General features: G+C 67.7%; 14 protein-coding genes. 4 read left to right on the forward strand and 10 right to left on the reverse strand.

All coding sequences use genetic code 11. The annotated features are described in order from the left end of the window. Positions 1-30: 30 nt before the first annotated feature. Both glyA and rpiB read right to left on the reverse strand, forming a co-directional pair. Positions 31-1,338 (reverse strand): serine hydroxymethyltransferase, encoded by a 1,308-nt coding sequence (glyA, locus tag BLQ43_RS04655; protein ID WP_090018952.1) that lies wholly within the window; start codon positions 1,336-1,338, stop codon positions 31-33. A gap of 15 nt (positions 1,339-1,353) precedes the next feature. Then, a complete protein-coding gene (gene rpiB / locus BLQ43_RS04660; RefSeq protein WP_090018953.1) occupies positions 1,354-1,806 on the reverse strand; it encodes a ribose 5-phosphate isomerase B in 453 nt (150 codons plus the stop codon). Between the two features lie 221 nt (positions 1,807-2,027). Between rpiB and BLQ43_RS04665 the strand changes: the two genes are divergently transcribed. Both BLQ43_RS04665 and BLQ43_RS04670 read left to right on the forward strand, forming a co-directional pair. Beyond that, positions 2,028-3,239 carry an ABC transporter substrate-binding protein gene (locus BLQ43_RS04665; RefSeq protein WP_090018954.1) on the forward strand — a complete coding sequence of 404 codons (1,212 nt, stop codon included), beginning with the start codon at positions 2,028-2,030 and terminating at the stop codon, positions 3,237-3,239. A gap of 245 nt (positions 3,240-3,484) precedes the next feature. Next, complete coding sequence (locus BLQ43_RS04670) at positions 3,485-3,919, forward strand: hypothetical protein (protein ID WP_090018955.1); 435 nt, start codon at positions 3,485-3,487, stop codon at positions 3,917-3,919. A 10-nt stretch (positions 3,920-3,929) separates the two neighbouring features. Here the strand turns inward: BLQ43_RS04670 and BLQ43_RS04675 are convergent, their stop codons facing one another. From BLQ43_RS04675 to BLQ43_RS04700, 6 genes are all read right to left on the reverse strand, one after another. Further along, positions 3,930-4,892 (reverse strand): branched-chain amino acid ABC transporter permease, encoded by a 963-nt coding sequence (locus BLQ43_RS04675; protein ID WP_176758521.1) that lies wholly within the window; start codon positions 4,890-4,892, stop codon positions 3,930-3,932. Position 4,893: 1 nt separating this feature from the next. Beyond that, the gene (locus tag BLQ43_RS04680) at positions 4,894-5,757 is read right to left on the reverse strand and encodes a branched-chain amino acid ABC transporter permease (RefSeq protein WP_090018956.1); all 864 of its coding nucleotides are present in this window, start codon (positions 5,755-5,757) and stop codon (positions 4,894-4,896) included. Between the two features lie 20 nt (positions 5,758-5,777). Next, complete coding sequence (locus tag BLQ43_RS04685) at positions 5,778-6,482, reverse strand: ABC transporter ATP-binding protein (protein WP_090018957.1); 705 nt, start codon at positions 6,480-6,482, stop codon at positions 5,778-5,780. Between the two features lie 137 nt (positions 6,483-6,619). Continuing rightward, positions 6,620-7,378, reverse strand: a complete 759-nt coding sequence (locus BLQ43_RS04690; protein ID WP_090018958.1) for a substrate-binding periplasmic protein — start codon at positions 7,376-7,378, stop codon at positions 6,620-6,622. 210 nt (positions 7,379-7,588) lie between these two features. Next, entirely contained in the window at positions 7,589-8,371 is a 783-nt protein-coding gene (locus tag BLQ43_RS04695) for an ABC transporter ATP-binding protein (RefSeq protein WP_090018959.1), read from the reverse strand. An 84-nt stretch (positions 8,372-8,455) separates the two neighbouring features. Then, positions 8,456-8,671 (reverse strand): DUF6898 family protein, encoded by a 216-nt coding sequence (locus BLQ43_RS04700; protein WP_090018960.1) that lies wholly within the window; start codon positions 8,669-8,671, stop codon positions 8,456-8,458. An 84-nt stretch (positions 8,672-8,755) separates the two neighbouring features. Between BLQ43_RS04700 and BLQ43_RS04705 the strand changes: the two genes are divergently transcribed. Continuing rightward, positions 8,756-9,985, forward strand: coding sequence for an acyl-CoA dehydrogenase (locus BLQ43_RS04705; protein ID WP_090018961.1), 1,230 nt, complete (start codon positions 8,756-8,758; stop codon positions 9,983-9,985). A 57-nt stretch (positions 9,986-10,042) separates the two neighbouring features. Here BLQ43_RS04705 and BLQ43_RS04710 read toward each other — a convergent pair whose 3' ends face one another. Beyond that, positions 10,043-10,507, reverse strand: a complete 465-nt coding sequence (locus tag BLQ43_RS04710; protein ID WP_090018962.1) for a MarR family winged helix-turn-helix transcriptional regulator — start codon at positions 10,505-10,507, stop codon at positions 10,043-10,045. 184 nt (positions 10,508-10,691) lie between these two features. After that, positions 10,692-11,168, reverse strand: coding sequence for a peptide-methionine (S)-S-oxide reductase MsrA (gene msrA / locus BLQ43_RS04715; RefSeq protein ID WP_090018963.1), 477 nt, complete (start codon positions 11,166-11,168; stop codon positions 10,692-10,694). Between the two features lie 219 nt (positions 11,169-11,387). On the opposite strand from msrA, the gene minC reads away from it, so the two are divergent. Then, complete coding sequence (gene minC, locus BLQ43_RS04720) at positions 11,388-12,185, forward strand: septum site-determining protein MinC (RefSeq protein WP_281217559.1); 798 nt, start codon at positions 11,388-11,390, stop codon at positions 12,183-12,185. The last annotated feature ends 2 nt before the right edge of the window (positions 12,186-12,187 follow it).

Below are 12,187 nucleotides of genomic sequence, written 5' to 3' on the forward strand. Positions count from 1 at the left end.
CCCTCGTCTCCGGGCCGGCGTCCGCCCCGCTTACTGCCCGTAAATGGGGAAGCGGCGGCAAAGCGTCAGGACGTCGTCGCGGACCGCGCGCTCGGTCTCGGCGATGTTGTCCGGATCGTCGCGCAGGCCGTCGAGCACGCGCGCGATCAGATCGGCGACCTGGCGGAACTCCTCCGGCCCGAAGCCGCGCGTGGTGGCGGCCGGCGTGCCCAGGCGGATGCCCGAGGTCACGGTCGGCTTCTCCGGGTCGAAGGGGACGCCGTTCTTGTTGCAGGTGATGCCCGCGCGGTCGAGGCTCGCTTCGGCGGCCTTGCCGGTCAGGCCCTTGGGGCGCAGGTCGACCAGGATGACGTGCGTGTCCGTGCCGCCGCTGACCATCTCCAAGCCGTGCTCCTGCAGGCGGCCGGCCAGCGTCTTGGCGTTGTCGACGATGCGCTGGGTGTAGGCGCGGAACTCGGGGGTCAGCGCCTCGCCCAGGCCGACGGCCTTGCCGGCGATGCTGTGCATCAGCGGCCCGCCCTGCAGGCCCGGGAAGACGGCCGAATTGACCTTCTTGGCGATGTCGGCGTCGTTGGTCAGCACCATGCCGCCACGGGCCGCACGCAGCGTCTTGTGCGTCGTGGTCGTCGCGACGTGGCAGTGATCCAGCGGGTTCGGGTGCACGCCGCCGGCGACCAGCCCGGCGAAGTGCGCCATGTCCACCTGGAAGATGGCACCCACCTCGTCCGCGATCTCGCGGAAGCGCTGGAAGTCGATGAAGCGCGGATAGGCCGAGCCGCCGGTGATGATGATGCGCGGCTTGTGCTCGTGCGCGAGCTTGCGCACCTCGTCGAAGTCGATCTGGCCGTCTTCCTGGCGCACGCCGTACTGGACGGCGTTGAACCACTTGCCGGAGAGGTTCGGCGCGGCGCCGTGCGTCAGGTGGCCGCCGGCGGACAGCGACAGGCCCATCACGGTGTCGCCGGGCTTGGCGAGCGCCAGCAGCACGGCCTGGTTGGCCTGCGCGCCGGAGTGCGGCTGCACGTTGGCGTAGCCGCAGTCGAACAGCTGCTTGGCGCGCTCGATCGCCTTTTCCTCGGCGATGTCGACGAACTCACAGCCGCCGTAGTAGCGCTTGCCGGGGTAGCCCTCGGCGTACTTGTTCGTCAGCACACTGCCGGTGGCTTCCAGCACCGCGCGCGAGACGATGTTCTCGGACGCGATCAGCTCGATCTGGTTCTGCTGCCGGCCGAGTTCCTTGTTGATCGACCCCATGATCTCGGGGTCGCGCTCCGCCAGCGGCGTGGTGAAGAAGCCGTCGGCGCTCACGTCGGGTTGCTGAGCCTCATCCGCCGTCATCGTCCGTCGTCCCCTCTAGGTCCTTGCCGCCCCGTTTCCCAGCTTCGCGACGCGGCGTTCGTGGCGTCCGCCCTCGAAAGGTGTTTCCAGGAACACCCGCAGGCAATCCTTCGCGACTTCGGCCCCGATCGTGCGGGCGCCGAGGGCCAGGACGTTGGCGTCGTTGTGCTGCCGGGCAAGCCGCGTGATCGTGGCATCGTGACACGGGGCCGCCCGCACGGCCGGGTTGCGGTTGGCCGCGATGGAAATGCCGATGCCGGTGCCGCAGACCAGCACGCCGCGCTCGGCGCGTCCGTTCTCGATCGCCTCCGCGATGGCCCGGCCGAAGTCCGGGTAGTCCACGGACTCCTCATCGTGGGTACCCAGGTCCAGCGGCTGCGCCCCCAGCTTGCCGAGCTCCTCGGCGAGCTCCTGCTTCAGTCGGTACCCGGCATGATCCGAGGCGATGGCGACCACACGATCCGACATGTCCGCTTCCCGGCCCTTTCCGGCTTTGCCGACTCCCCGCGGGTGTCACGGTGTTTAAACAGGCGCGGGCGGTGGAAGCAACGGGAAACCAGCCGCCGGGCGCGCCCATGTGCGGGAGTCCTTCTGACAACCCCGTGCGGGTTCGCTGGCGTTGCCGCCGTGTCGCTGCCACAGTAGCAAGGCACTAACCCACAAGCGAAAGCACGCAAGGGAGGTACAGCATGCCAAGCACCCCGCGGCTCGCCCTCGCCGGGATCATGGCGGGGGCGCTCGTAGCCAGCCCGGCGATGGCGCAGGACGTCAAGATCGGCGGGCTTTTCCCGCTGACGGGCGACCTGCAGGCCTACGGCTCCACCTCGAAGCAGGGCCTTCAGCTCGCGGTCGAGGAGATCAACGCCGCCGGCGGCGTGCTCGGTGAGGACCTGAAGACCGCCTTCGCCGACACCAAGACCACGCCCCAGGCCGGCGTCGACGCCGCGAACAAGCTGGTCTCCGTGGAAAACGTGGCCGGCATCGTCGGCGCGATGTCTTCGGGCGTTTCCATCTCCGTGGCGCGCGCGGTGACCAGCTCCAAGGGCGTGCCGCAAATCTCCAACGCCTCCACCTCACCGACGATCACGACGCTGGAGGACAACGGCTATCTCTTCCGCACGGTGCCCTCGGACGCGCTTCAGGGCCGGGTGCTCGGCAACCTCGCCTACGACAAGGGCTACCGGTCCGTGTCCACGCTCTACGTGAACAACGCCTACGGCGAGGGCCTTGCCAACACCTTCAAGAAGCAGTTCGAGAAACGCGGCGGTACCGTGCCGGCCTCCCTGCCCTACGAGAAGGGCAAGGCTTCCTACCGTGGCGAGCTGTCGGAGGCCAAGAAGGGCGGCGCCGAGGCGCTGGCGCTCATCGGCTATCCGCAGAACGGCACCACCATCATCCGCCAGGGCCTGCAGCAGGGGCTGTTCCAGAAATTCATCTTCACCGACGGCATGAAGGCGCCGGAGGTGCCGAAGCAGATCGGCGGCACCTATCTGGACGACAGCCTCGGCACGGTGCCCGCGGCCCCCAAGGGCGAGGGCGCGGCGCACTTCGAAAGCGCGTTCAAGGACGCTTACGGCGAGTTGCCGCCGAAGCCCTTCATCGACACGGCCTACGACGCTGCCTACCTGCTCGCGCTGGCGATGCAGAAAGCCGGCTCCACCGAGGGTGAGGCCGTTCGCGACGCCCTCTCCGAGGTCGCCAACCCGCCGGGCAAGGAGGTCGGCCCCGGCGAGTGGGAGGCGGCGCTGACGGCGCTGAAGAACGGTGAGCAGGTGAACTACGACGGCGCCGCCGGCTCGCACGACTTCGACGAGAACGGCGACGTGCCCGGCATCTTCCAGCAGTGGAGCTTCAAGGGCACCGAGGTCACCACGATCCAGCGCATCAAGCCCGAGCTCTAACCGGCGCCGACAGGCCGGTTTTTGGCTCAAGCCCGCGGTCCTTCGGGATCGCGGGCTTTTTCCGGTGCGCCCCGCGCCGACGCCGTTCCGCGCGGGCCGATCCGAAATGCGTTTAATAGGCTATAGGTTGATCCAGACAAAGCTTCCGGGCACGCTTCCGCATGCACACGGATCGCGCAAGCGCTTACGGCGGCCAACGCGCGCAAACCAGACCCACGATCCGGCGCCGAGCGGGGGCGGCGCTGATGTACGAGATCGAAGTCGAACTGGACGACGGCGACTGGCTGCTTCAGGGCTTCTGTCTGGACCGCAACGACGCCCTGGCCTGCGCCATCCGCATGGCTTCGGGCAGCAAGCCCCGACGCTGCCGGGTCGTCTCGCTGACCTGGTGGCCGGATAGCGGCCGATTGAACCGGAACACGCTGCTGGAAGCCGCGGGGCCGGAACAAATTCCACGACCGACGACCAGCTCGGCCTCCCCTGGCTCCACCGAGATAGCCGCGGTGCAGCCGGCGACGCGGTCGTCTCACGCGCCGGCGCCGGCCGGCCGCACCACGCGAGCCCCAAAATGGCCCCCGCCTGCCCGGATCGGCCAGTGGCTGCTGATCGCGCTGGCGTTGCTCGTGGGCGCGCCCCTGGGCGGGGCGCTGACCGTGTACCTGGTCCTGCTGATCGCCTGAGAAGCTGGCTTCACCGCTTCTCGCGCCGGGACTCCTTGCGGATGCCGCGCATGCGCTCGCCGGCCTCGCTGAGCATGCCTTCCGGCCGCGTCACCAGGATGATCTCCAGCAGCACGCCGATCAGCAGGATGCGCACGGCCCCGGCCTGGGTCGCGAGCGCGCCGGGCAGCAGCCCCGTGACCATCTCACTGGCCGACCAGATTCCCCAGATAACGAGCGCACCCAGCAGCGCCCCCTTGTTGTTGCCGCTGCCGCCGGCGATCAGCATCACCCACACCAGGAAGGTCGCCAGCATGGGCTTGAAGGCTTCGGGGCTGATGAAGGAGATGAAGTGCGCGTACAGCGCGCCGGCCAGCCCCATCACGGCCGCGCCGACGACGAAGGCCTGAATGCGGAAGCCCATGACGTTCTTGCCGGCGGCCAACGCGCTGTCTTCGTTCTCGCGGATGCTGCGCAGCACGCGCCCCCAGGCGGCCCGGCGGGCCACTTCCAGGGCGGCGTAGACGATCGCCACGACCACGGCGATGATAACCAGGAAGGTGACCTCGAAGCTCACCCCCTCGATCCAGGCGAGCGGCCGCGGGATGTCCGGCATACCGCGAACGCCGCCCGTGATCTCGGTTTCCGTCTTCATCACCAGGCGGATGATCTCGGCAATGCCGATCGTGGCGATCGCCAGATAGTCCGCCCGCAATTTGAGCGTCACCAGCCCCACGAGCACCGCGAGCACGCCGCTCGTCACCATCGCGGCGACCATGCCCACCGGGATCGGCAGGCCGAAGCCGCCCCAGTGCGCCTCGCTCGGCGGCGCGGTTAGCATGCCGCTGGTGTAGGCCCCGACGGCGAAGAACGCCGCGACCCCGATGTTGAACAGCCCCGTCATGCCCCACTGCACGTTCAGGCCGAGCGCGAGCAGCCCGTAGATGCCGATGAGGCACAGCGAGAAAACGGCGTAGTCGATGATCCCTTCCATCTTACGCCTTCCGTCCAGCGAACAGGCCCGTCGGGCGCACAACCAGCATGATGACCATGATCGCGAACGCCACCGCCGGCTTGTAGGACGGCGGGATGGCGATCGTCGAATACTCCTGCGCCAACCCGATGATCAGCCCGCCGACGACGGCGCCGTAGGGCCGGCCAATGCCGCCCAGGATGGCGGCGGCGAACACCGGCAGCAGGATGCGCCAGCCCATGACCGGGTGCAGGCGCGTGTCCATGCCCAGGAAGATCCCGGCCGCCGCGGCCAGCCCGCCGCCGATGATCCAGGTCCAGATGATGACGGTGTTCACCCGGATGCCCGTCACCTGCGCCAGGTCGGCGTTGTCGCTCATGGCGCGCATGGCCTTGCCCATCTTCGTCTTCTGCAGGAAGAGGTGGAGGGCCACCATGAGCGCGATCGCGCCCAGGAAGATGACGATGTGGTCGGGGGAGACGTTCACCCCGCCCACGCGGTAGGGCATCGTGATGCCGGTTTCGTAAACTTGGTTGCTCGGCCCCCAGACGATCTGGATAAGGCTGCGCAGGATCAGCGCCACGCCCACCGATGCGATCAGCAGGATCACCGGCGCCACCCGGCGCAGCCGCCGGTAGAGCACCTGATCGATCGCGATGGCCGTCGCCGCGGTGCCGGCCACGCCCACGGGCAGCGCCACCAGCGTGGACACGCTCACGCCCTGCACCACCGCCAGCGCGAGATAGGCGCCGAGGGTGATGTAATCGCCGTGGGCGAAGTGCGGAAAGCGCAGGATGCCGTAGACGAGCGAGAGCCCGATCGCGCCCAGGGAAACGATGCTCCCGAGCACGAGGCCGTAGACCGTAAGCTGCAGAAATTCCGTCATCGCCGGCCCGTTTGCCCTCGTCAGCCGCCCAGGAACATCTCCGCCACCTCGCGGTCGGCGAGCAGGTTGGCGGAGCTGTCGGTGTGACGGTTGCGCCCCGTCGTGAGCACGTAGCCGCGATGGGACATGCGCAGCGCCTGCTTGGCATTCTGCTCGACCATCAGGATGCTCACGCCGAGGTCGTTGATTTTGCGGATGTTCTCGAAAATCAGGTCGACGATGGCTGGCGCCAGGCCGGCCGTGGGCTCGTCCATCAGCACCAGGCCGGGATCGAGCATCAGCGCGCGGCCCATCGCCACCATCTGCCGCTGGCCGCCCGAGAGCGCGCCCGCCGGCTGGCGCCGCTTCTCGTAGAGGGCGGGGAAGAGCTCGTACACGCGCTGGAGTTCGGCGCTGTAATCGTCGTTGCGGATGAACGCGCCCATTTCCAGATTTTCCTCGACCGTCAGGGTCGGGAAAACGTTCTTTTCCTGGGGCACGTAGCAGATGCCCGAGCGCACGACCTGATCCGGGCGCAGCCCCGTGATATCGCGATCGCGATAGGCGATCCGGCCGCCGGAGACGCGGATCAGCCCGAAGATCGCCTTCATCACAGTGGACTTCCCGGCGCCGTTGGGGCCGATCAGCACCACGATCTCGCCCGGCTCGACGCGCACATCCACGCCCTTGAGGATGTCCACGTCGCCGTACCCGGCATACAGGCCGTCAACGGTCAGCAAACTCATGCCCGTCCGCCGCGCTGCTTTCGAAGAATCACAAGGGTGCCCACGCGGGCGGCGGGCACCCCTTTCGATTGAGGCTGGCGGAGATTGGCCGATGGCGGGCCGGCGGTCAAACCGCCTGACCCGCCGGCGCGACGGAATCACATGTTGTATTTGGAGATGATGCGCTCGTAGGTGCCGTTTTCCCGGATGGCTTCGAGTCCGGCGTCGAGGTCGCGAGCCAGCTGCGCCGCGTTCTCGGCGTTGTTCGAGATCGCCATGTGCAGCGTGCCCTCCATCAGCAGCGGCTCCAGGAAGACGTAGTCGTCCAGGCTCGCGTTCGGCAACTTGTCGAGTTCGTTGCGGAAGATGCCGTGGGACATGGCCACCATGTCGACGCGGCCATGGACCAGCTTCTTCACGCTGGCGGTCTGGTTGGGCGCCGGATCCTTCTCCAGGAAGTCGGCGTTGTCGAATTTTTCAGGATAGGCCCAGCCCTGCTGATAGCCGATGGTATATTGCGTGAGGTCCTTGAGCGACCCGTAGGATGTCACGCCCAGGCTTTCGTCGGCGATCAGGCCCACTTTGACCGTGTAGAAGGATTCCTCGGTGAAGTGAAACGCCTTGTCCCGTTCCTCGGTGTAATAGGCGCCCAGCATGCCGTCTTTCTCGCCGCGCTTGGCCATGGCCATGGCCCGTTTCCACGGCAGAAACTCGACGGTCACGGTGTGGCCGACTTCCTTCGCGGCGGCTTTCGCCAGCGCCGCCACGGGTCCGCCCTTCTCGAGCGACTCGCCGTAGAACGGCGCCCAATTGACGGTGGTCAACTCGATCGTGGCGGCCTTTGCCGACGGGGTCGCAGCCACCGCCGTGACGGTGGCGGCCATGGCGACACCGGCGAACAAGCGAGATGTGGTCATGTGGAGTCTCCCTGACGGTGTTTTGTTGTCGATTCCGGCTGTTTCCGGATGACATCGGATGCAAACACCGCCAGGGACGCAAATTCGGATTTAAATTAAGTTAATAAAATAAACAAATAACTTGATTACGGAACACCACACGGCAGCATTATTCGAATCGAATATTCGTCAAATTTAAAAGACGACCGGTCGCGCAATGCGATTACGCAATCAGGCACTCGCATCGGCCGCCGTGGCGGCGCCGCCACCGAAGTAGGCTTCCAGCACCGCTTCGTTGCTGCGGATTTCGGCCATTGAGCCCTGGGCCAGCACATGCCCCTGCGCCATGCAGATGACCGGGTCGCACAGCTCCCCGATCATGTCCATGTCGTGCTCGATGATGCAGAAGGTGTAGCCGTGCTCGCGGTTGAGCGTGCGGATGACGTCGGTGAGCTGGGCCATGAGCGTGCGGTTCACGCCGGCGCCGGGCTCGTCCAGCAGCACGACACGGGCGTCCGTCATCATCGTGCGCCCGATTTCCAGCAGCTTCTTCTGGCCACCGGAAAGGTTGCCCGCGAGCTCGTGGCGCACGTGGGTCAGCTGCAGCGTTTCCAGCGCCTGCTCGGCGCGCTCGCGCACCCGCGCCTCGTCACCGCGCGTCCGCGCCGGCCGGAACCAGGCGTTGAAAAGGTTTTCCCCGGACTGCTCGGCTGGGACGAGCATGAGGTTTTCCAGCACCGACATGCGCGCGAGCTCGTGCGGGATCTGGAAGGTGCGCACGAGGCCTTTGCGGAAGAGCCGGTGCGGCGAGACGCTCGTCACGTCCTCGCCGTCGAGCAGGACGCTGCCATCGTCCGGCTGGAGGAAGCCGGCCACGATGTTGAACAGCGTGGACTTGCCGGCGCCGTTCGGTCCGATCAGGCCGGTGATCGTCCCCTTGCCCACCGTCAGCGAGCAGTGGTCCACGGCCACCAGCCCGCCGAAGCGCTTCACGATGTCGCGGACCTCGATCATCCGATCCCCCTGACGAACCACGGCGCGAATGCCGCCAACAGCTAGCTCATCGGGGTCGGGTGGACAAGCGGCCGGCGCGTTCCGTCAGACCACGATGCCGCCCTTGCCGCTGCCTCTGGGCTTGCGGTCGCGGTCCAGCACATAGCGAAGCTTCTGCTTCGCCGTCCGCTTCAGCTCGTCCTCGGACTGCTGCGCGTCCCCGACGATGCACACCTCGGTCAGGGTCTTCACGTCCATCGCCGACACCTTCACGAAGCGTCCGCGTGGAATAAACTCGATGATGACGCCACCCTCGCGCATGCGGGCGATGATAACCTGATTGCATGCGCCCCGCCACCGGCGCGCCAAAGCATCGCGCGCGGCCGCCAAAACGGAGAAAGCGCCATGAGCCAGATCGACGCCAACCAGGCCAGCGGCGAGACCGCCGGCACGAAGAGCCGCCCGCCCTTCGCGTGGGACGATCCGCTGCGCCTCGCCGACGAGCTCACCGAAGAGGAGCGCATGGTCTGGGAGACGGCGCAGGGCTATGCGCGCGACAAGCTGATCCCCCGCATCGTCGAGGCGCACCGCTACGGTCGCACGCACCGCGACATCATGCCGGAGATGGGCGAGCTGGGCCTGCTCGGTGCCGCCCTGCCCGCAGACTACGGCTGCGCCGGTGTTAGCTACGTCGCCCAGGGCCTGATCGCGCGCGCCATCGAGGCCGCCGATTCCGCCTACCGCTCGGCCTTGAGCGTGCAGTCCTCGCTGGTGATGCACCCGATTTACAAGTTCGGCAGCGAGGACCAGCGGCGGACCCACCTGCCCCGCCTCGCCAGCGGCGAGCGAATCGGCTGTTTCGGCCTCACGGAGCCGGACGCGGGCTCGGATCCCGGATCAATGCGCACGCGCGCGGAGCCGGTGGACGGCGGCTACCGCCTGCGCGGCACCAAGACCTGGATCACCTCGGCCCCCATCGCGGACATCTGCGTGGTCTGGGCGCGGACGGCCCCGGAGGACCGCATCAACGGCTTCATCCTGGAGCGCGGGATGGAGGGGCTGTCGACGCCGGAGATCGAAAGCAAGGCGGCGCTCAAGGCCTGGCCGACGGGCGAGATCGTCATGGACGACGTCTTCGTGCCCGCCGAAAACCGCCTGCCGAACGTGCAGGGCCTGAAGGGCCCGTTCTCCTGCCTCACCTCGGCGCGCTACGGCCTTGCCTGGGGTGCCATGGGCGCGGCGGAGTTCTGCTGGCACGCCGCGCGCTCCTACACGCTCGAGCGCCACCAGTTCGGCAAGCCGCTGGCCGCGACCCAACTGATACAGAAGAAGCTGGCCGACATGCAGACCGAGGTTGCGCTCGGCTTGCAGGCCGCGCTCCGCCTCGGCCGCCTGATGGATGCCGGTGAGGCCACGCCCGAAGCCGTGTCGATGTTGAAAAGAAACGCCTGCGGCAAGGCGCTGGAGATCGCGCGAATGGCGCGCGACATGCACGGCGGCAACGGCATCTCCGACGAGTATCACGTGATCCGGCACATGGTGAACCTGGAGGCCGTCAACACCTACGAGGGCACACACGACGTGCATGCCCTCATCCTGGGCCGCGCCCAAACCGGCTGGTCGGCCTTCGGGTAACATTCCGCGCGCCCGGCGGACGCTCCGCCGGGCGCGGTCATCACGCGCCGCCGGTCGTTACGCGACGGAGCTTACGCCGGTGACGCGCGCGGCCGCCCAGAAGCCTTCCAGGCGCTGCAACGAGTCGTTGGTGGTGCCGAGCGCGCCTTCGTCGACGCCGCTGTTCGCCAACTCGCGGGCATGGCGGTCGAACAGCTCGTCCAGCCGGTTGCAGATCTCCATGCCCTTCTCGGAGCACTGCAGGTGCGTGGCGCGCTTGTCGTGCGGCGACCGCTCCTGGTGGAGATAGCCGTTCTCCACCATCTTCTTGACGTTGTAGGACACGTTCGAGCCGAGGTAGTAGCCGCGCTGCGTCAGCTCGCCGACGGTGAGCTGCGAATCCCCCAGGTTGAACAGGATCATGGCCTGGACCGCGTTGAGGTCGCGAACGCCGAGGCGGTCCAGCTCCGTCTTCACGAGTTCCATGCACTGGCGGTGCAGACGCTCGATCAGCGCGATCGTCTCGAGATAAGCGGGTTTCACGGCGCCGCTCCCCCCTGTGGTGTCCCTACGGTCCCGCGCCGACGTGGCGCATCATGCCGCCAGCCAGCGCAGGGCATGGCTCATTCTGTGAGGCAGGAAAACAGCCCACGGTTAACGTCTCGTTTAGATGCTTGAATTTGGCACGACTTGCGGGCGTGGCCGGGCCGCTCCTCGCACGCACGTCTTAAAGCCACTCGACGGGATCGGCCAAGCCCCGCTTTTCCAGGTAGCGCTGGTGGTAGGGCTCCGCGGGCCAGAAGGTGCCGGCCGGTTCGATCGCGGTGGCGATGGGCGCGCGGTACACCCCCCACTCATCCAGCCGGGCGCGGGATGCCTCGGCCCGCGCACGTTGATCGTCATCGTGGCAAAAGATCACCGAGCGGTACTGCGTCCCCACGTCTGGGCCCTGCCGATTGACTTGCGTGGGGTCGTGGCAGCCCCAGAAGACCTCCAGCAGCGCATCGTAGGTGACGACTGCCGGGTCGTAGCTGACCTGCACCACCTCGGCGTGCCCCGTGCGGCCGGTGCACACCTGTTCGTACGTCGGGTTCGGCACCGTGCCGCCCATGTAGCCGACGACCGCGTCGGTCACCCCCTGCGTGCGACGGAAGGTGACCTCGACGCCCCAGAAACAGCCCGCACCAAACGTCGCCGTCGCCATCGCTCGCCTCCCGCAGTGGGCCGTGCGCAAACATCCGAATTCGCCCTGAATCTAGCGCACCAGGCCCGCTTCGGCGATGGGTGCGGACCATGCTCGACGGCCCGGGTTACCACCGTTACGTTGTGCGCTCGAATCCCGAAGGACGCGTGACCTGCGCCGCACAGCTGCCGCCGGCAGCGCATCCCAGGGCGGAGATCGCGAAAAGTGGCAGGGGACCCCGTGCAACGTTCCACGGCCGGCCGGGCTGCTCCGGCGAGCGCGCCCGCGCGCCTGCGCGGCGGCACGTTTACCATGATGATTCTGGACGTGCCCGCCGAGGGCGACGCGCTCGAGGGGGTGCGGGCCAAGATCGCCCAAGCGCCGAGCTTTTTCGAAAGCGCCCCCATCGTGCTGGACCTGGACGACGTCTCGGACGACGCCAACCTGGATCTCGGCAAGCTGGCCGCACGGCTGCGCGAGTTGAACCTCGTCGCCGTGGGGGTGCAGAACGGCAGCGAGGCCCAGAACACGGCCGCGCTCCAGGCCGGGTTGTGCCCCTTCCCGTCCTGGCGTTCCGGCCGCCAGCGGCCCGGGCGCGCCACCAGCGCCGATCCCGAAGGCCGCGACGCCCGGCGCGAGCCGAAGCGTGAGCGCGGCGAGGAGAGCGGGGACAGCGGCGCGGACGACAACGGCCGCCCGGCCGAGCTGGTCACCACCCCCGTCCGCTCGGGGCGACGCATCCACGCGCGCGGCGACCTGGTCGCCATGGCGCCCGTGAGCGTCGGCGCGGAACTCATCGCGGACGGCCACATCCACGTCTACGGCCCGTTGCGCGGCCGCGCCCTCGCCGGCGTGCGGGGCGACCACGGCGCGCGCATCTTCTGCCAGAGCCTGGAAGCCGAACTGGTGTCCATCGCGGGCGCTTACCTCGTCCGCGACGACATCGACGAATCCCTGATCGGTCAGCCGGTCCAGATCTATCTCAATGGCGAGCGGGTTGAGGTCGAGCCGCTTCCCCGCTCCGTGCGCGGATCATGAAG

The sequence above is a fragment of the Limimonas halophila genome (genome assembly GCF_900100655.1).
GTDB classification, from domain to species: domain Bacteria; phylum Pseudomonadota; class Alphaproteobacteria; order Kiloniellales; family Rhodovibrionaceae; genus Limimonas; species Limimonas halophila.

Excerpts from the sequence above, each read along its gene's own strand:
- BLQ43_RS04700 (WP_090018960.1), bottom strand. The coding sequence starts at position 8,671 with ATGCGCGAGGGTGGCGTCATCATCGAGTTTATTCCACGCGGACGCTTC.
- BLQ43_RS04680 (WP_090018956.1), bottom strand. The coding sequence starts at position 5,757 with ATGACGGAATTTCTGCAGCTTACGGTCTACGGCCTCGTGCTCGGGAGC.
- BLQ43_RS04690 (WP_090018958.1), bottom strand. The coding sequence starts at position 7,378 with ATGACCACATCTCGCTTGTTCGCCGGTGTCGCCATGGCCGCCACCGTC.
- BLQ43_RS04685 (WP_090018957.1), bottom strand. The coding sequence starts at position 6,482 with ATGAGTTTGCTGACCGTTGACGGCCTGTATGCCGGGTACGGCGACGTG.
- glyA (WP_090018952.1), bottom strand. The coding sequence starts at position 1,338 with ATGACGGCGGATGAGGCTCAGCAACCCGACGTGAGCGCCGACGGCTTC.
- BLQ43_RS04705 (WP_090018961.1), top strand. The coding sequence starts at position 8,756 with ATGAGCCAGATCGACGCCAACCAGGCCAGCGGCGAGACCGCCGGCACG.
- msrA (WP_090018963.1), bottom strand. The coding sequence starts at position 11,168 with ATGGCGACGGCGACGTTTGGTGCGGGCTGTTTCTGGGGCGTCGAGGTC.
- BLQ43_RS04665 (WP_090018954.1), top strand. The coding sequence starts at position 2,028 with ATGCCAAGCACCCCGCGGCTCGCCCTCGCCGGGATCATGGCGGGGGCG.
- BLQ43_RS04675 (WP_176758521.1), bottom strand. The coding sequence starts at position 4,892 with ATGGAAGGGATCATCGACTACGCCGTTTTCTCGCTGTGCCTCATCGGC.
- BLQ43_RS04695 (WP_090018959.1), bottom strand. The coding sequence starts at position 8,371 with ATGATCGAGGTCCGCGACATCGTGAAGCGCTTCGGCGGGCTGGTGGCC.
- rpiB (WP_090018953.1), bottom strand. The coding sequence starts at position 1,806 with ATGTCGGATCGTGTGGTCGCCATCGCCTCGGATCATGCCGGGTACCGA.
- BLQ43_RS04670 (WP_090018955.1), top strand. The coding sequence starts at position 3,485 with ATGTACGAGATCGAAGTCGAACTGGACGACGGCGACTGGCTGCTTCAG.